A 20803-nucleotide genomic window follows, 5' to 3' on the forward strand; every position below is an offset into this window, starting at 1 on the left:
CAGGCCACCGACCCCCGGAGCGGACAGGCCACCGCCGGACGTAAAGCCGGCTTGATACAGGAAAGTACTGAACAATGACGTTTAACACTGCCGAATCCGTGACGCTGAAGATCTGGGACCGCGCTTCCCTCCACGAGACCCTCGATTCCGCGGTCTCCGACCTCTCCTCGCGCCACAACACCACCACTTCCCGCATTGCAGTCCACTGCAGCGGGCCGAACACCTTCACGCTGAGCGTGCGGGGCGACGAGCCCGCACTGGCGCTGTAAGCAGCCCTCCGCCAAAGGACGCGGACGACGGCGGGATTCACCCGGCGTCGTCCGCGTCCTTTTTGCTGCCCCGAAAGAAAAGTGACGACGATCATAGAAGTTACTGCGTGACGTTTCCCTTCCTGCCTGCGTCTTTACCTGGAGGAACTGTGACCAATACCTTGCAGGCAGCCATCCTGGCGGTCGACGGCGTCACCGACGTCTATCCCGCACGGAACCTGTGGCAGCGCCTTCCGGGTCAGGTGGCCTCACTGGTGCAGCCCGGCAACGGCGCCCCCGGGGACGCACAGCTCTTGGCCCCTGTTTGTCCCTCAACGGCGTATGTAGCGGACGAACCCATCGTGCGGATGCAGGAAAGGGCACGCCTACAGACCCGTGAGACCCTAAAGCTCCTGGTGGAAGCCGGATCACGCTGACCGTGGCGGCCGTCCCCTGCGCCTCGAACGGGAGCGTGGACCGGCGTAGCATTCGTCAGGTACGTACCGAACAGCGGAGGGCAGATGGGTACCCAGCAGAAGGCCACCAGGTTCCGTTTCGAGTCGCTGGCCCTGCCGGTGATCCAGGCACCCATGGCCGGCGGGCCCTCCACGCCGCAGCTGGCCGTGGCGGTCAGCGCCGCCGGAGGCCTTGGTTTCCTTGCAGCCGGATACCGGACGGCTGCAGCGATGCGGACAGACATCGAGGCTGTCAGATCGCAGACCAAGCACCCATTCGGCGTCAACCTGTTCGTACCGCAGCCCCCGGTTATCAGTCACGACGACCTGCAGCGATATGCCGCATCACTGGCTCCGGACGCTGAGCGGTTCGGCGTCAAACTGGGAGAGCCAAAGCATGATGATGACGACTGGGACGGGAAGCTCGAAGCATTGCTGGACCTGGCACCCCCGGTCGTTTCGTTCACCTTCGACTTTCCCGAATCCGGCGTGGTGGAATCGCTGAAACAGCGCGGCGTATATGTGATAGCCACTGTCACGGACCGCGAAGAAGCGCTCCGGGCACTTGCCGCCGGAGCGGATGCCCTGTGCGTGCAGGGCCCCGAAGCCGGTGGCCACCGGGGAACGTTCAAGCCGGACGGGCCTCCCCCGCTGGTGCCCCTCCACGGGATCCTCGGCGAGCTTTCCGACCTGGAGGTCCCCCTCATCGGGGCTGGGGGCATCGCAACTGCTGACCACACCCGGACTGCGCTGGCCGTCGGCGCCGTGGCGGTCCAGGCCGGGACGGCATTCCTGCGCGCCGCCGAAGCGGGAACCAAGCCGGTGCACCGGGCTGCCCTGGCGGCGCCGGACCACTTCACCACCACGGACGTCACCCGCGTCTTCTCCGGCCGCAATGCCCGCGGCCTGCACAACGAATTCATGCGCAGACATGATGGCGACGCCCCTTACGGCTACCCGGAAATCCACCACCTCACCACTCCCCTGCGTGCCGCGGCCGCGGCCGCAGGAGAGCCTGAGTGGCTGAACCTGTGGGCCGGCATCAACTACAGGCAAACCATGGAGGGCTCCGCGGTTTCAATCCTGAAAAGCCTCGCGCCCTAAGGCCTGGCCTAAATAGCTTGTCCCGCCGTCGCCGGTTCCTTAAAGCGCGACGGCGGGCCGACCCCTTGTGGGGGCCGGCCCGCCGTGTGAGTTGGAAGCGCGGGTGGTGCTTTAGAGGGTGGCGGTGTCGATCACGAACCGGTACCGGACGTCCGAGGCAAGGACACGTTCGTAGGCTTCGTTGATCTTCTCGGCCGGGATGACCTCGATTTCGGCGCCCAGGTGGTGCTCGGCGCAGAAGTTGAGCATCTCCTGGGTTTCGCGGATGCCGCCGATCATGGAACCGGCGAAGGAACGCCGTCCGCCAATCAACGCGAAGGCGTTGACCGGAAGGGGCTCCGCGGGTGCGCCGACGTTTACCAGGGCGCCGTCGAGCTTGAGCAGGCCCAGGTAGGAGCTGATGTCAATCGAGGCGCTGACCGTGTTGATGATCAGGTCGAAGGAGCCGGCGAGCTCGGAGAAGGTGTTCTCGTCACTGGTCGCGTAGTAGTGGTCGGCGCCCAGCTTCAGGCCGTCTTCCTGCTTTTTCAGCGACTGGGACAGCACGGTCACCTCAGCGCCCATGGCGTGGGCCAGCTTGACGGCCATGTGGCCCAGTCCGCCGAGGCCGACGACGGCAACGTTCTTGCCGGGGCCGGCACCCCAGTGGCGCAGGGGTGAGTAGGTGGTGATGCCGGCGCACAGCAGCGGTGCGGCGACGTCGAGTTCGATGCCCTCGGGGATGGTCACGACGAAGTCCTCGGTGACCACCACGTGGGTGGAGTAGCCGCCCTGCGTGATGGTGCCGTCGCGGTCGACGGCGCCGTAGGTGCCAATGTTGCCCTTGAGGCAGTATTGTTCCTCGCCCTTCTGGCAGTTTGCGCATTCCTTGCAGGAATTGACCATGCAGCCAACACCGACGCGGTCGCCGACTTTGTGCTTGCTTACTTCTGCGCCGACCTCGGTGACGATGCCGGCGATCTCGTGGCCGGGCACCAGCGGGTACTGCTGCGGGCCCCAGTCACCGCGGACGGTGTGGATGTCCGAGTGGCAGATGCCGGCGAACTTGATGTCGATCATGACGTCGTGGGGACCCACTTCGCGGCGCTCGATGGTGGTAGCCACCAGGTCCTCCGTGGCGGACGGGGATGCATAAGCCTTGACGGTAGTCATGGTTCTCCTGTGATCTGTTGGGGGGACTTCTTAATGCTACCGGGGTTGTTCGGAACAGATCCGGGAAATGCTTGTTCCAAGGTGGCCCTGTTGTGCCTGGTCTTGCGAGTCCTACCCTCAGCAGGCCCAGTTGCCACAAGGCGCATGGCGGCAGAAAGCGGCTATGGCCGGAGCAGGACCTTGACGGCCCGGCGTTCATCCATGGCCCTGTACGCCTCGGCTGCCTGGTCCAGCGGGAGTTCGAGGTCGAAGACTTTTCCGGGTTCGATGTCACCGGCCAGGATGAGGTCGATCAGCTCGGGCAGGTACTGCCGGACCGGAGCGGGGCCGCCATGCAGGTGCACGAGCGAGGAGAACAGCTCGCGGCCAGGCAGCGCCACGTCATGGGATACGCCCACGAAACCGACGTGGCCGCCGGCACGGGTGGCCTGGATGGCCTGCATCATCGATTCCTGCGTTCCCACGGCTTCGATGACAGAGTGCGCCCCCAGCCCGTCGGTGAGCTCCCTGATCTTCTGTACGCCCGCGTCGCCGCGCTCCTCCACGATGTCCGTGGCGCCGAACTCGCGGGCCAGGGCCTGCCGGTCGGCATGCCGGGACATGGCGATGATCCGTTCGGCACCCATCTGCTTTGCCGCCAGGACCCCCAAAAGGCCCACGGCGCCGTCGCCCACCACCGCCACCGTCTTGCCGGGGCCCACCTCGGCCGCCTTGGCGGCGAACCATCCGGTGCCCAGGACATCGGATGCCGTAAGCAGCGATGGGATCTTATCGTCGTCAGGCGTGCCCGGGGTGGCCACCAAGGTGCCGTCCGCCAGCGGGACGCGCAGGTATTCGGCCTGGGCGCCGCCTACGCCCTGCCGGTGCACGCAGCCGGTCTGGTAGCCGGAGCGGCAGATCTCGCAGGTGTTGTCCGAGGCAAAGAAGGACCCCACAACGAATTGGCCCGGCTGCACGTTCTTCACGTCAGCGCCCACGTCTTCGACGAGCCCCACGTACTCGTGGCCCATGGGCCTGGGCTCGTGCAGGGTGTCGGCGCCACGGTAGGGCCACAGGTCCGACCCGCACACGCAGGCGGCAATAACCTTGATGACGGCATCCGTGGGCTGTTGGATGGCGGGCTTGCCACGGTCCTCGACGCGGACGTCGCCGGGGGCATGCATGATGGTTGCGCGCATGCTGGGTCCTCCAAAGGGTGAAAGGCTGAAAGCGGACTTATCCCATCAAACCCGGCCCGGGAACCGTTAGCGAGGGTTCTGCTGAAACTGGTTCTGGCAGAACCTCCTTAGCGTTCTTCGCACCGACGTAACGTGTTCCCTATGGATAACCGAGCCGAGGTCCGGCAGTTCCTGTCCTCCCGCCGTGCGCGCATCACCCCGGAGCAGGCAGGCATCGAACCCTACGGCGGCCGCCGCCGGGTGCCGGGGCTGCGGCGCGATGAAGTGGCCCGCCTGGCAGGCGTCAGCGTGGACTACTACACGCGGCTGGAACGGGGAAACCTGAGCGGCGTTTCGGACAGCGTCCTGGATGCCATCGCCGGCGCCCTGGAACTGGACCGCGCCGAGCATGACCACCTCTACGACCTGGCCCGGGCGGCCAACACCTCGGGACGCAAGCGTGCGGCTGGTGCCGGCGCTTCGACGGCCTCCAAGGTCCGGCCGGAACTGCAGTACCTCCTGGATGCCATCACGGAGGCGCCGGCCTTCATCGGCAACAACCGGCTGGACATCGTTGCCGCCAACACCTTGGGCTACGCCCTGTATTCGGACATGTACCGCAGCCCGTCCCGGCCGGCCAACCACTCCCGGTTCATCTTCCTGGACCCGCGTGCCCACAATTTTTATACGGACTGGGACCGGGCCGCCAACACCAATGTGGCCATCCTCCGCCGCGAAGCCGGGCGCAACCCCCACGACAAGGGCATCGCCGAACTCATCGGAGAGCTGTCGATGCGCAGCGACGAATTCCGCACGCTCTGGGCCGCGCACAACGTCCGCCGCCACTACGCGGGGACCAAGGTTTTCCGCCACCCGGTGGTGGGGCTGCTCGAGCTGAACTACCAGGTTCTGGGGCTGGAAGAGGACCCCGGCCATACCCTTACCGTTTATCCCGCCACCCCGGGCAGCCCCTCCGCCGAAGCCCTCAAGCTCCTGGCTTCCTGGGCGGCCACTGAAAACATCGCGGAGTCGGCGCAAGGACAGGTCCGCGCGTAAGGCTGCGCACCTGGGCCTGCCCATGCCGGCTCCACACGGCTGTGATACCGGGGCTCCGGGCGGGTAGTCCCTAGACTGGCAGATGGACGTTGATGCCAGGACTATTGCGAAGGAGCGAAAAGATGAGTGGAGTAGTTGTTGTAGGCGTGGATGCCAGCCCGTCGGCACGGAAAGCTGCGGAGGTGGCGCTGGGCCTGGCGGAATCCCTGGGCGCGTCACTCCATGTGGTCACCGCGTTTGAGAGCGAAAACTCCGAAACTTACGGTGTGGGCTCGGACAAGGTGAGGATCTCGAACGCTGACAGCTCGGAGATCGTGGCCAAGGATCTGGCCAACTCCAGGCCCGGGGTGGAAGTCACCCACTTCGCCGCCCGCGGCAAGCCGGCAGACTCCCTGATCAAGGAAGCCATCCGCCTGAACGCCCGGCTGATCGTTGTGGGCAACCGGAGGATGCGCGGCATCGGCCGGCTGCTGGGCAGCGTGGCCAACAGCGTGGCGCACAACGCCCCGTGCGACGTCTACATCGCGAACACCTACGAGGACTGACCCTCCCCCCTTCAAAGGTGGGCGGACGACGGCGGGACCTCCCGCCGTCGTCCGTCCACCTTTTTGCCCAAGGGCTTTTCAGGCCCCGTATTCCTCGTCGGTGACATGGTCGAGCCAGGTGACCACCTGGCCGTTACTGTCCGCTTCCTGCATGGCCACGTGCGCCATGAAGCGGTCCGCCGTGGCACCGTGCCAGTGCTCTTCCCCGGGTTCGATGTACACCACGTCGCCCGGGCGGATCTCCTGGACTTCGCCGCCGCGGCGGGCCACCAGGCCGATCCCATCGGTCACGTAGAGGGTCTGGCCCTTGGGGTGGTGGTGCCAGGCGGTGCGGGCGCCGGGAGCGAACCGGACATGCGCGCAGCCGATGGCCGACTGCCCGTCAGGGTTCCGGATCCCATCGATCTGCACTGTCCCGGTGAACCATTCCTTGGGCCCGGCGCCCGTTTGGCCGCCGCTTTCGATGTATTTCATGCTCTCCTCCTGTTGGGTGGGTTCAGGGTCTAATGGGCCGGATGGTCATTGGGGTTGTCCCGTCCGGGCAAGCGTGGCCCGGGCGGTCTGGAACGCCAGGACCGCAGCGATGCCAAGGATGCCGGCGCCGGCGAGGAAGGTCCCGCGGTAGCCGGCGGAGTCGTACAGCACGCCGCCCACGGTTGACCCGACGGCGATTGAGGTCTGGACCACGGCCACCATCAGGCCGCCACCGGCCTCGGCGTCATGGGGCATGGCCTTCGCGATCCAGCTCCACCAGCCCACGGGCGCGGACGTGCCCAGCAGCCCCCATATCGCCAGAAGGACCACGACGATGGCGAACCAGTCGCCGGAGGGCACGAGGCCTGCCGCGATGGCCGCCATGAGCGCCGGAATGACTGCCAGCGTCCGGTACAGGCCCTTTCCGATGAAGCGGCCGATCAGCAGGGTACCCACGAATCCGGCCACCCCGATGACCAGGAGGACCAGGGACACCGAGGCCGCGCCCGCGCCTGTCACGGTCTCCAGGAACGGGCGGATGTAGGTGAACAGCACGAACTGTCCCATGAAGAAGGAACCGCACGCAGCCATGCCCCAGGCGACAGGCGGGCTCCTGAAAGCGGCGAAAATGGTGAAGACGTTTCCGGCCGCCCCGGTGGGCCGTTCCGCTTTCATGGCAGGCAGGCTTCTCCACTGCCAGGCAAGGGCCAGCAGCGCCACCGGCACCAGGCAGAAGAACGCACCGCGCCATCCGATGATGGAGCCCAGGTAGCTGCCCAGTGGTGCAGCCACCACCGTGGCCAGGGCGTTGCCGCCATTGAAGATGGCCAGGGCGCGCGGCACCTGGTGGGCCGGTACCAGACGCATGGCGGTGGCGGCGGACATGGACCAGAATCCGCCGATGACCACGCCGATCAGTGCACGGCCGATCATGAAGACCAGGTATCCCGGTGCCAGCGCAACCAGGGCTCCGGAGACTGCCATGAGCGTGGTCAGTCCCAGCAGGAGCGTCTTGCGGTTCATACTGCCGGCAAGGGTGGACAACGACAGGCTGGTCGTCACAGCGAACAGCCCGGAAATCGCTATGCCCTGCCCCACCATCCCCTCTGAAACCTGCAACTCGGCGGCCATGGGCGTGAGCAGGCTGACGGGCATGAACTCGGAGGCGATCAGGGCGAACACGCACAGGGACATCGCGAAGACCCCTCCCCAATGCGCAGGGTGCTGCACTTCCGGTTTTGGTGGCGCGCTGGTAATGGTGACAGTTGTTTCGGTGGCCATGCCTCCATGAAACAGGGAGGTGGGAACACTAGCGAGGGCCCTGCTGAAACCGGTCTTGGCAGAACCCCTTTAAGGACGCCTTAAAGGCACGGGGCCGCGGGCCTAGGCAGTGGTCCCCTGCTGCTGCATGTTCTGCGGGCTCTTTCGCAGGTCCTTTTCAAGTTCGGCCAGGCAGTAGTCCTTGAACCAGTGCCTGATGCGCAGCGGGAGAACCGGATAGGCAACGGCAAGGACGCGCCACGTGCGGTCGAACCTGCGCTGGTGGCGGTCGCTCCACGCAAGGCCGAAGTCCTGCCGCAACTGCCCCGGCAGCAGCCCTGCGGTGAGGAACCTGGCAGAGGGCATGATGGCGCGGTACCAGAGTGCGGTGTGCGTGGGAAACAGCAGGCCGCGTCCCACGCGCACGCCTTCTTCTTCCGCGCGGAGGGTTGAAAGCTGCTCCTCCCAGTAGCGGCGGAAGGCCACGCGGTCCTTCGGCCACATCTCCGGTGGCAGCTGCAAAGCGGTGCCGATCCGCGCGTAGTCGCGGTACATTGCGTCGGCTGCGTCGTCGTCCATCGGGCCGCGGATCTTCTCGACGATGGTCTGCGCGGTGTCATAAAGAGTGGCCGCCACCCAGAGCTGCAGTGCGGGGTCGTAGGCGCTGTAGCCGGCAGAGGACCCGTCTGCGGGACGGCGTACCGGCATATGTGCCTGGTTGACCCTGCGGCGGACTTCCCTGACCTGCTCCTCGGTTCCATAGACGATGCCGTAGACGTAGGTGAGTGTGCCCTTGAGCCGGTCTACAGGGCGCTGGGTGAAGGTACTGTGGGCAGCCACCCCGCGGCCGATTGCGGGTTGGGCGAGCTGCAGCAGGATGGCCCGTCCTGCCCCGGCAAGCAGGATGCCTTCGGCCCGGAAGTCGGCATCGCCCTGAACCATGTGAAAAGGGTACCGGAGACAAAGGACGTCAGGACGGGCCCTTTGGCCCGTCCTGAGCTCCCGCACACCCCTCTGTTACAAGTGAGCCGGCTTACCGCTCCAGCAGGGACACGTCCCGGACCGCGCCCTTGTCCGCGGACAGTGCCATGGCGGCATAGGCGCGCAGGGCTGCGGACACCTGGCGGTCCCGGTCCTTGGGCTTGTACCCGCCGTTGACTTCCAGTTTCTCGCGGCGTTCGGCGAGGACCTCGTCGGAGACCTCCAGCTGCATGGACCGCTGGCTGATGTCGATGCTGATAATGTCACCGTCCTCCACCAGGGCGATGGCACCGCCGGAGGCAGCCTCCGGAGAGATGTGGCCGATCGAGAGACCGGAGGTGCCGCCGGAGAAGCGGCCGTCCGTGATGAGGGCGCACTTCTTGCCCAGGCCGCGGCCCTTGAGGAAGGACGTGGGGTACAGCATTTCCTGCATGCCAGGGCCACCGCGGGGGCCCTCGTAGCGGATAACCACAACGTCGCCCTCCTTGACCTGCTTGTTCAGGATCTTCTCCACGGCCTCGTCCTGGGACTCGCAGACCACTGCCGGCCCGGAGAAGGTCCAGATTGATTCGTCCACGCCCGCGGTCTTCACCACGGCGCCGTCAATGGCCACGTTGCCCCGGAGCACGGCCAGGCCGCCGTCCTTGGAGTAGGCGTGCTCCACGGAGCGGATGCAGCCTTCCGCGGCGTCGGTGTCGAGCGAGGTCCACTCGTTCGACTGGGAGAACGCGGTGGAGGACCGGACGCCGCCGGGGGCCGCGTGCCACAGGGCCTTGGCTTCCTCGGTGGCCTTGCCGCCGCGGATGTCCCAGTCGTCCAGCCAGCCGTCCAGGTCATTGGAGTGCACGGAGTGGACGTCCTTGTGCAGGAGGCCGCCGCGGTTCAGCTCGCCCAGCAGGGCCGGGATGCCGCCGGCGCGGTGCACGTCCTCCATGTAGTAGGTCTTGTCCTTGGCGACGTTCGGGGCCACCTTGGCCAGGCACGGTACCTGGCGGGACTTGGCGTCCATCTCGGCCAGGCCGTAGTCCACGCCGGCCTCCTGGGCCGCCGCGAGCAGGTGCAGGATGGTGTTGGTGGAGCCGCCCATGGAGATGTCCAGGGCCATGGCGTTGTCGAAGGCCTTCGCGGTGGCGATGGAGCGGGGCAGCACGGAGTCGTCGTCGCCGTCGTAGTAGCGCTTCACCAGCTCGACGACGGTGGCGCCGGCCTTCTCGTACAGCGCCTTGCGTGCGGTGTGGGTGGCCAGCACGGAGCCGTTGCCGGGCAGCGACAGGCCGATGGCCTCGGTGAGGCAGTTCATGGAGTTGGCGGTGAACATGCCGGAGCAGGAACCGCAGGTGGGGCAGGCGTTCTCTTCGATGAGGTTGATGTCGGCGTCGGAGATGGACTCGTCCACTGCGTCGGCAATCGCGTTCACCAGGTCCAGGGAGCGGACGGAACCGTCGGTCAGGGTCACCCGGCCGGCTTCCATGGGGCCGCCGGAGACGAAGACCACGGGGATGTTCAGGCGCAGTGCTGCCATCAGCATGCCCGGGGTGATCTTGTCGCAGTTGGAGATGCACACCAGGGCGTCGGCGCAGTGCGCGTTGACCATGTATTCGACGGAATCGGCGATCAGGTCGCGGGACGGCAGCGAGTAGAGCATGCCGGCGTGGCCCATGGCAATGCCGTCGTCCACGGCGATCGTGTTGAATTCGCGCGGCACGGCGCCGGCCGCAAGGATCGCGTCGGAGACGATCCGGCCCACGGGAGCAAGGTGGGTGTGACCGGGGACGAATTCGGTGAAGGAGTTGGCCACGGCGATGATCGGCTTGCCGATATCGGAGTTGGCGACGCCGGAGGCGCGCAGCAGTGCGCGGGCGCCGGCCATATTGCGGCCGTGGGTGACTGTTTTAGAGCGAAGTGCAGGCATGCTTACCATCCTCTTGCCTTGGCGACGCGGACGGAAGACAGCGCTGCTACTAGTAGCGGGAGTACCAGAGTAATAGTATTTTACGATGAGTGATCCTGGGCGCCGAAAAGAACTTGGCCTTTTCCTACGGGCCCGGCGCGACCAGGCCCTCCGGGCCGACTATGGGTTGCCGCCGATCGGCCGTGCGCGCGACCGCGGGCTGCGCCGCGAGGAGGTGGCCTTCCTCTCCGGCGTCAGTGTCACCTGGTACACGTGGCTTGAACAGGGACGGGACATCAACCCGTCCCGGCAGGTCCTGGAGGCTGTGAGCCGCGCCCTGCATCTGTCGGGAACGGGCCTGGGCTATGTGCTCTCCCTCGGCGGGTACGCGTCCGCCGCGCCTGCCGGACCCGCCGCCGATACCGCCCCGCCCCACATCCAGCGGCTGATGGACGCGCTGGATCCCAACCCCTCCTTTGCACTGTTCCCGGACTGGCGGGTAGCCGGCTGGAACAAGGCCTATGCGGCGCTCTACCCCAACATCGCCACCGTGGCACCCGCGGACCGGAACCTGCTGTGGCTGGTGTTCACCGACCCCTACGTCCGCAACCTGCTGCCGGACTGGGAAACAACCAGCAAGAGGTTCCTTGCCGAGTTCCGGGCCGAGACCGGACAGCGCCTGGGTGACCCGGACATCCAGTACCAGGTGGAGCGGCTCAAGGAAGCAAGCCCCGAATTCCGGCAAGGCTGGGACCTTTACGACATCCTGGGCTTTGAGTCCCGCGAGCGCCTTTTCCACCACCCGGCGGTGGGAGTGCTGCAGCTGGAACACCACCAGGTGTCCCCTTCGGACCGGCCGGACCTGCACATCGTGGTGTACACCCCGTCCCCGGGCAGCGACGCGGCGGCACAGATGACGTCACTCATGGCGGCAAACGCCTAACCGGCGTCGGTGCCAAGATAAGCCAACGCCGCGGCAGCCTGCGCCTGCGTGGCCGTGCGAAGGGTGGGGTCCACGGCCGGCAGGAAGAACGGGGAGTGGTTGGCGGGGATGTCCGTGTCCACGGTCCCCGCTTCCACGGCCCGGCGGCAGACGTCGCGGGGCACGGAGCCGACAATCCAGTACACGTATGGAGTGCCGAAGGCGTCGGGGATGCGGCTGAAATCCTCGGAGGCCGTCTGCGGGGCGGTGCGGTAGACGGCGTCCGCCCCGAAGGACCTGGTGAAGGCCGCCGTGACCCGGGCGTTGGCCTCCGGATCGTTGCTGGTCAAAGGGTATTGGTCGTAGTACTCGAACTCCGGTTCCTGCGGGGAGCCCGCTGCAGCGCACTCGCCCCGCACGATCCGCTCGATGGCGGCAACCATCTGGCTGCGGATCGCCATGCTGTAGGTCCGCAGGTTGAGCAGCAGCTCCGCCCGGTCCGGGATGATGTTGGCCGTTGCACCGGCGTTCACCGAGCCCACTGTCAGCACCGCGAACTCCCCCGGAGTCGTTTCACGGGACACCACGGTTTGCAGGCGGAGGACGATCGAGGCAGCCAGCACCACCGGATCAACCGACTTATGCGGCATTGATCCGTGGGCGCCCCGCCCGTGGACGGTGATCCGGATCGAGTCACCGGCCGACAGCACCGGACCCGGCGTGGTGCCGATGGTTCCCGCCTCGGTGGGCATGACGTGCTGGGCCAGCGCAATGTCCGGCCGGGGGATTCCGGCGGCCAGGCCGTCGTCGAGCATTGCCTGCGAGCCTGCCGCCGTCTCCTCGGCCGGCTGGAACAGGGCAACGTAGGTGCCCTGCCAGGTGTCCCGGTGGTCGGCAAGGTATTTTGCGGCGCCGAGCAAGGCCACCACATGCATGTCGTGCGCGCAGGCGTGCATCACGCCCGGTTTGGCGGAGGCGTAGCGTGCCCCCGTCGCCTCAGCGACGGGAAGGGCATCCATGTCCGCCCGCGCCAGCACGCAGGGACCGGCGCCGTTGGCAAGAACGCCAACGACGCCGGTGCCGCCGAAGTGCCGGACGTCAAAGCCCCAGCGGGCCAGGTTGTCCGCTGCTGCGGCGGACGTTTCGTGTTCGGCAAGGCCAAGCTCAGGGTTCCGGTGGATCTGCTCGTAGAGCGGTATCTGCCAGGCCAGTTCCTGCCCGACGCCGTCCTGAAGGCTGTCCATAAGGTCCATGCGGGCGCTCCTCCCGGCCGGCGGCACCGGCCCTTGGGGTCACTCTAGGCCAGCACCCCCTGCCGCACCACGGCCGGCTCAAACTGCGCACCCGCGCCCGGGAATACCGGCACGTCGATCCGCGCGTGGGTGTGGACCTCGGTCACCGTGGCTTTGGTGTGGCGGGCGATCTGCTCCATGGTGGTCACCCACATGCCGTCCATGCCCTTCACCCGCTCGATCAGCTGCTCCAAGGCCACTGCCTTGGACGGCCGGCCAGAGATGAACGGGTGGTTGGTCAACACGAAGCAGCTGCCTTGGGAATGGTGGGCCTCGGCCTCAAGCGTCCACATTTCCAGGACCTTGGCCGGACTCTCGATCACGCCGCTGCCGGTCACTCCCGGGTAGAAGGCGTACTGCTCCCAGTCGTCCAGGGTCCAGTCCACGGGAATCTCCACGATGTCCCGGGGATCATCGGCGGCGACGGCGAAGCGGTAGGGGGCGTCGCCGTCGAGCAGGCTGGAATCGTAGAGGAAGCCGCGGTCTGCCAGCAGGCCCGGGGAGTGCCAGTTCAGCTCCCACCAGGGTGCCCTGTAGCCCACGGGACGGATACCCGCCACTTTGGCCAGCGCTTCCAGGCCGCGGTCAATGTAACCGGCCTCGGTGGCTGCGTCGATAGCCTGCATGGGTTCGTGCAGGTATCCGTGGTGGGCTACCTCGTGCCCGCCGTCCACAATGCGCCGCACGATGTCCGGGTAGGACTCGGCGGTAAAGCCGGGGATGAAGAAGGTGGCCTTGATGTCCTGGCGCTCCAGGATCTTCAGGAGCCGTGGTACTGCGATCTTGGGGCCGTAGGACTGGTGGGTCATCAGGGACATGCGCCGTGTGCTGGTGGGGTCGTGGGCGATGGTGCAGGACTCGGCGTCCACGTCGAAGGTGAAGGAGGCGGCGGCTTTGGCGCCGTCGGGCCAGATGACGGTGTGCAGGGGGTCCGCGATGGCGGGCTGGTTCACGGGAAATCCTTTCGGCGGGCGCAGGGCGCCCGCCAGGTTTCTGCAGGGAAGAGGAGTTGTGCCGCTTAGAGGGCGGGAAGGGCGGGCGTGGTGCCGGCCGGCTGGCCCTCGGTTTCAGCTGCCGCCCGGGGCTCGAGTGCGAGGTAGCGGATGTGCTGCCGCGGCCCGAGGATGGCGTACACGCCGGCGCTGGTCAGACCGCCGGCCAGCCAGGAGAGGTCCCAGCCGCCCAGGGCTACCGCGATGGGTCCCTGCATGATGGGGATCAGGCCGTACATGAACAGCCAGGTGGCGACGATGCCGGCCACGAGGGAGACGACGCCCGCCCAGTTGACACCGGGGAGCCGCTTGGTACCCACGGCGTCGAACAGGCGCTCAGGCTCGCCCGGCCAGCGCTTGTCCAGCCAGAAGTAGTGCACCAGCATGATCCCGCCCCAGGCGGCCACCCAGGCCACCAGGCCGATCAGCCAGGCGTCGAGCACCGCGGCGAAGTCCTCCTGGAAGATGAAGAAGACGACGGCGGCGAGGGAGAAGACGCCGACGAACAGGTTGAGCTTGCGGCGGCTGATGGAGATGTCCAGGGCCTGGGTGGCGACGGAGAAGGTGTAGATGTTCAGGATATTGGTGGCGATGGGGCCGTGGAGCACCATCAGCAGCACGGGCAGCGCCATGGCGCCGAAGTTGAGGACGATCAGCTTGCCGGGATCGATCTGCCCGCTGTTGGTGGCCAGGCTGGCACCAAGGACACCCAGCCACACCACGGGGATGAACTGGCCCAGCACGGAGGCCAGGTAGACCTTCTTCTTGGGGACGCTGGTGCTGACGAACCGGGAGTAGTCCGCGGCGTAGGTGAACCAGGTGATGCCCCAGCCGATGCCGATGGCGGTCATGACGGCGCTCATGGCCGCGATCCGCTCGGAACCTTCCAGGATGGCGTCGGCAGGTCCGGCGTAGCCCCAGTCGATGTCCATGCCGAACCAGGCGACGGCGGACATGACAGCGAGGATAAGGATAGTGGGCGGCACGGTCCATTTCTCGAAGGCCGCGATGGCCTTGTAGCCGAACCAGGCAATGGCCACCTGGAGGGCCATGATGAAGGTGGCGACGCCGATCTTCCAGCCGTAGTTGGGGGCTTCGGGGTCAACCCAGCCGAGGGTTCCGAAGAGTGCCATGACCAGGTCCAGGATGATCCAGGTGTTGACTGCGCACCATCCGATGACCAGCAGGGCCTGGATGGCTGCCGGCAGGTAGTTGCCGCGGCGTCCGAACGCCGCCCGGGCCAGGACCATGCCCGTGGCTCCGGTCTTCTGGCCGAGGAGGACGAAGCAGCCAAAGAGCAGCATGCCGATCAGGTTGCCCAGCACCAGGACCGTGACGGTGTCCGCGAGCCCTAGTCCCAGCTGGATACCGAGTGCCCCCAGCACCCAGTTGATGGGTGCCAGGTTGGCGCCCGCCCAGATCCAGAACTGGCCGGATACCTTGCGTGTTCTTGCTGACTCGGGGATGGGCTGCAGCCAGGCTTCGTGGTCCACAACGCTGTGGTCCTGTACCGCCTGGCCAGGTTGGCCGTGCGTGGCTGTTGAAAGCTTTTCTTGCATGGGGGGCCTCCGTGAGGTGGATAAGTACCAAAAGGCTATGTGGCCCTCATCACAAGGAACAAGATACGATCTGTCGAACAGATCCTCCTACTACGTTACGGAATGTCGTGTCAGTGTTTCTTGGCGAAATACTCGCCCATCCCGCCCTCGCCGCCGCCGATCCCGTAGTCCACCCCTTGGGCGCGGTGGCGGATGCGCAGCCCGTCCGCTGGGTCCATTCCAGCGAAGTCCTGGACATCGCTCCCCTGCTCCGGGGCGGGGAGCTACTGCTCTGCGGCGGCATCACCCTGGCCACGGCCACGCCGGCCAAACGTGAAGACTATGTGCGCGAACTGGCCCAGCGCGGCATCGCCGCGCTCGCGATTGAAACCGGAGGCGCGTTGCCGGAGATCCCTGCCGACATGCTGCAGAAGGCGGAGGAGTTCGGCCTGCCCGTGGTGGAACTGCGCAAGGTGGTTCCGTTTGTGGGCGTGATGCAGGCCATCAACTCCATGCTGGTGAGCGAGTCGGTGGGGCACCTGCAGCAGGCAGACGCCGCCACGCGGGCCATGGCCGCGGAGCTGGCCCACGGCGCCTCGCTGGACAAGATCCTGGGCGTCCTTGCGGGCATCACCGGATCCGGCGTGAAGCTCACGTCGCCATGGGGAGTCACCATGGGCAGCGCCGTCCCCGAGGGCTGGCTTGGGAAACAAGGGGCGCGGGAGGATGACGCGCAGCCGGAAGAAGGAGCAGCGGACGACGGCGCCCCGGGCCGGGGCGGGCACCGCATCCCTTTTCCGGCGGCCGCCGGAGCGGTGATCAGCGTGGACATCCCGGTGCGGGGCGTCCTGATGGGCCGGTTGGAGGTGCAGGTCCCGGAGGACGCAGACACCGCGCTGGCGCGGGTGGCCGGTGAGCGTGCGGTGGACATCCTTGGGCTGGCACTGCTGCAGCACACGCCTCCCGGGCTGCACGCCCTGGCTGGGGCTGAACTGATGCGCGCCGTACTCAACGCGGCACCGGAGTGGCGGCTCGAGCAGCTGGCACCGGGCGCCGGCTTCCCCACGGATTCCCCCGTGGTGGTGGCGGCAATCCACGCGGCGTCCCCGCAGGAGCTGCGTGGCGCCGTCGAAAACTTCCTGAGTTTGCGGCGGATACCCTGCGCCGCCTACCTGGACGACGCCGAACTGGTGGTGATGATTGGGCTGCCCTGCGCCGATACCGCCGGTGAAAGGCGGCGGCTGTTGGAATCGCTGCAGGCTCTGGAGGGGGACCGGGATGCCGTGATCGCCGTCGGGCCGCTGGCCGGCGGAGTGGCGGAGGCGGCCTGGTCGCTGGCGGAAGCCCGCCGTGCCCTGGAGATTCGGCAGATCCGGCGCCGGAACGCATCGGCCCGCAGGCGGTACCCCGCCCGTGGGCTGGTGGTGATTGATGCTGGGGACGCCGCGGTGGAAAGCCTCGCCCTGACCTGCCTGGACGCCTCGGCACGCGATGCGTTCGTCAACCGGCAGCTTCGGGCCGTGCTGGAGCATGATGCGCAGCGCCAATCCCAACTCCTGGAAACCCTTCAGGTGTGGCTGGACTCCGGCTGCAACACAGCCCAGTCAGCCCGCGAACTGCATCTGGAACGGCAGTCCATGCATCACCGGCTGCAACGGATTTTCGAGTTGTGCGGCGGCGACCCGCGCGGCACGGGCCGGCTGGCGGCGCTGCACCTGGCGGCTCGGATGGCAGGGCTGCCCTGACGTCCCACCTGCCGCAGGGAGGGACGAAGGCCGTGCATTAGGCGCGGCCGTTCCCTACCGGGAAACGCCAGCCGCGGATCGAGGGTCAATCAGAATTCGACGGTTTCGAACTCAAGCAGGTCGGCGCCGGTGGCCACCGGCTTGCGGTCGCCACCGTGCTGTTCGCCGGATTGGCGGTTGCGCCAGTTCTGGTAATCCTCTTCCGTGGACCAGGTGGTGACGACGAAGTAGCGGTTCTCGCCCTTGACCGGTCGGAGCAACTGAAAGCCCTCGAATCCCGGCTGGCCGTCGACGGCGTGCGCACGGCCCGCAAAACGCTGTTCCAGTTCGGGGCCCTTTCCCTCCGGGACGTGGATTGCGTTGATCTTTACAACAGACATGGTCGATGTTCCTTTCTGGGGCGGTTCGGTGCGGGGACAGGGCGGAAAGCAGCGGCTAAGGCAGGTCAGTCAGGCCGATCCCGGCGTCGTCGAGGCAGGGTGACCGTTTGCCGGCCGGGACTCCGGTTGAACGGAGGCAGGTGCATTGAGGCCCTTTCACGCCGGGGAGGGACCGCCAGACGAAGCGCTGCATCTTGTTGTACGGGCCGAAGTCCAGGACCGCTCCATCCAGCTTGGGAGCGAGATCGTGGCTTACGCTGATGTCCAATTCGGGCTCCCCGGGCCCCGATTGGGCTTGGTCCCGCTCCCCAGGCATGATGCGGCAGCGCAGGGGCTTACGGGGCAGGGTCCGGGAAAAGTAGAGGCCCTGCTTCCGGCAGCCACCGCCGCCCAGGTAGCAATGAAGCGCCCCACCGAACACGCCCACCATTTCCAGGGCGGAGTCCGTCACGTAGAAGCGGCCGTGCCCCGGGATCTGGACGGTGGACAGGGTGGACAGGCCGGGGTCCTCCCGATTCAAGCCACGGGCCTTATCTGCATGCACCCGAACATTATCGCAAGGGATAGTTGGCTCCACGAGGATTACGGTCCCCGCCGGCCGTGCGCCTGAAACCCGCTGCGCGGGTCCTACGATGGGCGTGGGGGCAAACGGATGGAACGGGGCGGGTGGAATTGTGCAGTCTGTGGAACTGGTTCTAACCCTTGTCCCGGTACTTGCTGCGGGCGCGGCCGGCATATCAGCCACCCTGCGCGCTCCGGGGCCGCGGGCCACCAGCGGACTGCAGCATTTCGCGGCCGGTGTGGTCATCGCGGCCGCAGCCCTGGAACTGCTGCCGGACGTGGTGCGCGAAAGCGGACTGGTCTCAATCGTCGGTTTCGCCGCCGGCATTGCCGTGATGTTCGGCATGCGCGCCCTCACTGGACGTCTTGAAAGACGGACCGGGGCCCGGCAGGCCTCCGGCCTTCCATGGGGGATGATCGGCGCGACAGCCGTTGACTTCTTTATCGACGGGCTCATCCTCGGGGCCGGCTTCACCGCCGGCGGCCATACCGGGGTGCTGCTGTCGATTGCCCTGGCCATCGAGTACCTCTTTGTCGGCTTGTCGTTGGCAGGGGCCCTCGGTACGGAAGCCCGGAGCGGAGTGGTTATTGCGGTCCCCGTACTCCTGTCGCTCCTCACCGTCGCCGGTACATTCCTTGGCCTGTGGCTGCTCGCCGGGGCCACGCCGGTAATACTGGCCGCAGTGCTGGCTTTTGGGGCCGTGGCGTTCATGTACCTGGCCACGGAAGAGCTCCTCGTCGAGGCGCACGCCCAGGGTGAAACCGCCGTCGGCTCAAGCGCTTTCTACATCGGCTTCCTCGCGGTGCTCATGATTGAACAAGCGCTACGCTGACCAGCCCCCATGGAGCGGGGAAAGCCTTGGCCTTCGAGCGTCAGTTTGCCGGCCTGCCACCGAGCCGGGTGGTCACCTTGGCGGCGGCGGCCACGCAGGCGTCGCCCAGGCTCTCGAACTGTTCCCTGGACACCCGGAATCGGGGCGCCGGAATGAGGACGGCGGCCACTACGTCACCGCGGTGGTCGCGGACGGGTGCGGCCACGCCCACCTCGTCCATGGACGATTCGCCGTAGTTCCCCGCCCATCCCCGCTGCGCAACATCCTGGAGCCGGGCTTCGTAAGCCGCCAGTCCGGCGTCGTCCAGTCCCGGGAAGGTGATGGTCCCGCTCCGCAGCAATTCGCGCACCCGCTCGGCCGGCAGCGTGGACAGGAACACCTGGACGGAGGCGCTCATGGCGTCCCGGTAGCGGGCGCCCAGCGGCGTGGTGTGCTTGATCTGGTGGTGGCTGGCGATCTGCTCCACGCAGATGGCTTCGTCCCCGTTCCACAGCATGAGGGCGCTGGTTTCCCCCGTCTGCTCGGTCAATTGCCGCAGCACGGGGTACGCCACCCGGCGTTCCTCCATCTCCGCCAGCAGCGGTCCGGCGACGGCGATGAGTCCCAGGCCCAGGCGGAACCGCTTGGTTTCCGGGTCCCGCTCCACCAGGTTTTCCTGCTCGAAGGTTGCCAGGATCCGGGAGACGCTGCTCTTGTGCATGCCCACGCGGTTGGCGATTTCCGTGACCCCCAGCAACGGTTCGTCCGCGGTGAAGGTGCGCAGGACGGCGATGGCGTTGACGACGACGGAGGCGCCTTTCGCGTCCTGCCCGCCGTTGGTGCCGGATCCGTTGCCGTTGCTGTCGGAGGTCTTTGCAGGAGTCATGGTGGACACCATCTTTCCCTATCGTCTGCGATAGACGCCGAAGGCGGCGCCGTTGTCCACGGCGCCGCCCCGGCTGTTCAGTTGCTTATGCCTCGATGATGTTGTGCTCGGGGCCGAACGGGAACTTGGTGATGTTCTCCACCGAGTTGTCCTCGCCGATGACCAGGATGTCGTGCTCGCGGTAGCCGCCGGCGCCGGGCAGGCCGTCGGCAACGGTAATCATGGGTTCCATGGAGACCACCATGCCGGGCTCAAGGACGGTGTCGATGTCCTCGCGCAGTTCCAGCCCGGCTTCGCGGCCGTAGTAGTGGCTGAGGACGCCGAAGGAGTGGCCGTAACCGAAGGTGCGGTTTGCCAGGAGGCCGTGGCTGATGTAGATCTCGTTGAGCTCGGCGGCGATGTCCTTGCAGACGGCACCGGGCTTGATAAGTTCCAGGCCGCGGCGGTGCACCTCGACGTTGATGTTCCACAGTTCCAGCGAACGCTCGTCCGGCTGGCCCAGGAAGAGGGTGCGCTCCAGGGCCGTGTAGTAGCCGGAGGTCATGGGGAAGCAGTTCAGGGAGAGGATGTCGCCCTGCTGCAGCTTGCGGGTGGTGGCCCAGTTGTGGGCGCCGTCGGTGTTGATGCCGGACTGGAACCACACCCAGGTGTCGCGGACTTCGCGGTGGGGGAACGTCCTGGCGATCTCGTGCACCATCGCCTCGGTGCCGATCAGGGCCACTTCGTATTCGCTGATGCCCTCACGGATCGCGTTGCGGATGGCTTCGCCGCCCAGGTCGCCGATGCGGGCGCCGTGCTTGATGACCTCGATTTCCTCGGCAGACTTGATCATGCGCTGGCGCATGGCATCCTGCGATACGTCGAGCAGCTGGGCGCCCGGGAAGGCTGCGGAGATCTTCTCGCGGGTCAGGCCGGGGAGGAAGTCGTCCTCGACGCCGATCCGGTTGGCCCTGACCCCGCGCTGGCGCAGGGCCTCCTGCAGGCCAAAGTAGAAGTTGTCGCGGCGCCAGTCGGTGTACACGATGTTCTCGCCGTAGGAGGTGCGCCACGGCATGCCGGCGTCGATGTTGGCGGTGACCGTGACCGAGTCGTCGGCGGTGACCACCAGGGCGTAGTTCCGGCCGAACGTGGTGTACAGGAAGTCGGAGTAGTACTTGATGCCGTGGTAGCTGGTGAGGATGACGGCGTCCAGGTCCTTTGCGGCCATGATCCGGCGCAGGCCGCCCAGGCGGCGCTCGAACTCCGCGTCGGAGAACGTGAGCTTGCCCTTGGAGCCGATGTGGAGGACCTTGAGGCGCTCGAGTTCGGCGATGGAGGACGCGTTGTCAGCGGTGATGGTCACGGGTGTGCCT

The 20803-nt window shown here is 66.8% G+C and carries 21 protein-coding genes; 8 read left to right on the forward strand and 13 right to left on the reverse strand.

Features of this window, described 5'->3' with window-relative positions:
* Positions 1 to 74: 74 nt before the first annotated feature.
* The 3 genes from AB0313_RS07795 (at position 75) to AB0313_RS07805 (ending at position 1807) form a co-directional block, all read left to right on the forward strand.
* Positions 75 to 269, forward strand: coding sequence for a hypothetical protein (locus AB0313_RS07795; RefSeq protein ID WP_141945811.1), 195 nt, complete (start codon positions 75 to 77; stop codon positions 267 to 269).
* 149 nt (positions 270 to 418) lie between these two features.
* The gene (locus AB0313_RS07800; protein WP_366304676.1) at positions 419 to 685 is read left to right on the forward strand and encodes a hypothetical protein; all 267 of its coding nucleotides are present in this window, start codon (positions 419 to 421) and stop codon (positions 683 to 685) included.
* Positions 686 to 769: 84 nt separating this feature from the next.
* Positions 770 to 1807 (forward strand): nitronate monooxygenase, encoded by a 1038-nt coding sequence (locus tag AB0313_RS07805; RefSeq protein ID WP_307304091.1) that lies wholly within the window; start codon positions 770 to 772, stop codon positions 1805 to 1807.
* 111 nt (positions 1808 to 1918) lie between these two features.
* Here the strand turns inward: AB0313_RS07805 and AB0313_RS07810 are convergent, their stop codons facing one another.
* Positions 1919 to 2959, reverse strand: coding sequence for an NAD(P)-dependent alcohol dehydrogenase (locus AB0313_RS07810; protein WP_141945802.1), 1041 nt, complete (start codon positions 2957 to 2959; stop codon positions 1919 to 1921).
* 161 nt (positions 2960 to 3120) lie between these two features.
* Positions 3121 to 4137, reverse strand: coding sequence for a zinc-dependent alcohol dehydrogenase family protein (locus tag AB0313_RS07815; RefSeq protein ID WP_366304679.1), 1017 nt, complete (start codon positions 4135 to 4137; stop codon positions 3121 to 3123).
* A gap of 141 nt (positions 4138 to 4278) precedes the next feature.
* Here AB0313_RS07815 and AB0313_RS07820 point away from each other — a divergent pair, with 141 nt between their 5' ends.
* Both AB0313_RS07820 and AB0313_RS07825 read left to right on the forward strand, forming a co-directional pair.
* Positions 4279 to 5172 (forward strand): helix-turn-helix transcriptional regulator, encoded by an 894-nt coding sequence (locus tag AB0313_RS07820; protein ID WP_366304681.1) that lies wholly within the window; start codon positions 4279 to 4281, stop codon positions 5170 to 5172.
* A gap of 122 nt (positions 5173 to 5294) precedes the next feature.
* Positions 5295 to 5717, forward strand: a complete 423-nt coding sequence (locus AB0313_RS07825; protein ID WP_141945791.1) for a universal stress protein — start codon at positions 5295 to 5297, stop codon at positions 5715 to 5717.
* A 78-nt stretch (positions 5718 to 5795) separates the two neighbouring features.
* Here the strand turns inward: AB0313_RS07825 and AB0313_RS07830 are convergent, their stop codons facing one another.
* From AB0313_RS07830 to ilvD, 4 genes are all read right to left on the reverse strand, one after another.
* Positions 5796 to 6191, reverse strand: a complete 396-nt coding sequence (locus AB0313_RS07830; RefSeq protein ID WP_307304085.1) for a cupin domain-containing protein — start codon at positions 6189 to 6191, stop codon at positions 5796 to 5798.
* A gap of 45 nt (positions 6192 to 6236) precedes the next feature.
* Entirely contained in the window at positions 6237 to 7472 is a 1236-nt protein-coding gene (locus AB0313_RS07835) for an MFS transporter (RefSeq protein ID WP_366304684.1), read from the reverse strand.
* Positions 7473 to 7574: 102 nt separating this feature from the next.
* Positions 7575 to 8393, reverse strand: coding sequence for an oxygenase MpaB family protein (locus AB0313_RS07840; RefSeq protein WP_366304686.1), 819 nt, complete (start codon positions 8391 to 8393; stop codon positions 7575 to 7577).
* Between the two features lie 91 nt (positions 8394 to 8484).
* Positions 8485 to 10344 carry a dihydroxy-acid dehydratase gene (gene ilvD / locus AB0313_RS07845; RefSeq protein ID WP_141945778.1) on the reverse strand — a complete coding sequence of 620 codons (1860 nt, stop codon included), beginning with the start codon at positions 10342 to 10344 and terminating at the stop codon, positions 8485 to 8487.
* Between the two features lie 85 nt (positions 10345 to 10429).
* On the opposite strand from ilvD, the gene AB0313_RS07850 reads away from it, so the two are divergent.
* Positions 10430 to 11266 carry a helix-turn-helix transcriptional regulator gene (locus AB0313_RS07850; protein ID WP_307304080.1) on the forward strand — a complete coding sequence of 279 codons (837 nt, stop codon included), beginning with the start codon at positions 10430 to 10432 and terminating at the stop codon, positions 11264 to 11266.
* On the opposite strand, the gene AB0313_RS07855 is transcribed toward AB0313_RS07850, so the two are convergent.
* From AB0313_RS07855 to AB0313_RS07865, 3 genes are all read right to left on the reverse strand, one after another.
* Positions 11263 to 12498, reverse strand: coding sequence for an amidohydrolase (locus AB0313_RS07855; protein WP_366304689.1), 1236 nt, complete (start codon positions 12496 to 12498; stop codon positions 11263 to 11265). The two genes, AB0313_RS07850 and AB0313_RS07855, sit on opposite strands and share 4 nt — an antisense overlap.
* Before the next feature lie 44 nt (positions 12499 to 12542).
* On the reverse strand, positions 12543 to 13490 hold the full coding sequence (locus AB0313_RS07860; protein WP_366304691.1) for a polysaccharide deacetylase: 948 nt from the start codon (positions 13488 to 13490) through the stop codon (positions 12543 to 12545).
* Positions 13491 to 13555: 65 nt separating this feature from the next.
* Positions 13556 to 15088 carry a cytosine permease gene (locus AB0313_RS07865; protein ID WP_366304693.1) on the reverse strand — a complete coding sequence of 511 codons (1533 nt, stop codon included), beginning with the start codon at positions 15086 to 15088 and terminating at the stop codon, positions 13556 to 13558.
* Between the two features lie 107 nt (positions 15089 to 15195).
* On the opposite strand from AB0313_RS07865, the gene AB0313_RS07870 reads away from it, so the two are divergent.
* The gene (locus tag AB0313_RS07870; protein WP_141945767.1) at positions 15196 to 16812 is read left to right on the forward strand and encodes a PucR family transcriptional regulator; all 1617 of its coding nucleotides are present in this window, start codon (positions 15196 to 15198) and stop codon (positions 16810 to 16812) included.
* Between the two features lie 89 nt (positions 16813 to 16901).
* On the opposite strand, the gene AB0313_RS07875 is transcribed toward AB0313_RS07870, so the two are convergent.
* Both AB0313_RS07875 and AB0313_RS07880 read right to left on the reverse strand, forming a co-directional pair.
* Positions 16902 to 17192, reverse strand: a complete 291-nt coding sequence (locus AB0313_RS07875; RefSeq protein WP_366304695.1) for an antibiotic biosynthesis monooxygenase — start codon at positions 17190 to 17192, stop codon at positions 16902 to 16904.
* Positions 17193 to 17247: 55 nt separating this feature from the next.
* Complete coding sequence (locus tag AB0313_RS07880) at positions 17248 to 17712, reverse strand: peptidase (RefSeq protein WP_366304697.1); 465 nt, start codon at positions 17710 to 17712, stop codon at positions 17248 to 17250.
* Between the two features lie 163 nt (positions 17713 to 17875).
* Between AB0313_RS07880 and AB0313_RS07885 the strand changes: the two genes are divergently transcribed.
* The gene (locus AB0313_RS07885) at positions 17876 to 18586 is read left to right on the forward strand and encodes a hypothetical protein (protein WP_366304699.1); all 711 of its coding nucleotides are present in this window, start codon (positions 17876 to 17878) and stop codon (positions 18584 to 18586) included.
* A gap of 40 nt (positions 18587 to 18626) precedes the next feature.
* Here the strand turns inward: AB0313_RS07885 and AB0313_RS07890 are convergent, their stop codons facing one another.
* Together AB0313_RS07890 and AB0313_RS07895 are read right to left on the reverse strand one after the other, a co-directional pair.
* Positions 18627 to 19451 carry an IclR family transcriptional regulator gene (locus tag AB0313_RS07890; RefSeq protein ID WP_307304068.1) on the reverse strand — a complete coding sequence of 275 codons (825 nt, stop codon included), beginning with the start codon at positions 19449 to 19451 and terminating at the stop codon, positions 18627 to 18629.
* Positions 19452 to 19536: 85 nt separating this feature from the next.
* The gene (locus AB0313_RS07895) at positions 19537 to 20793 is read right to left on the reverse strand and encodes an aminopeptidase P family protein (RefSeq protein ID WP_141945759.1); all 1257 of its coding nucleotides are present in this window, start codon (positions 20791 to 20793) and stop codon (positions 19537 to 19539) included.
* Positions 20794 to 20803: the final 10 nt, after the last annotated feature.

Source organism: Pseudarthrobacter sp. NPDC080039, assembly GCF_040702335.1.
Classification (GTDB): Bacteria; Actinomycetota; Actinomycetes; order Actinomycetales; family Micrococcaceae; genus Arthrobacter; species Arthrobacter enclensis_A.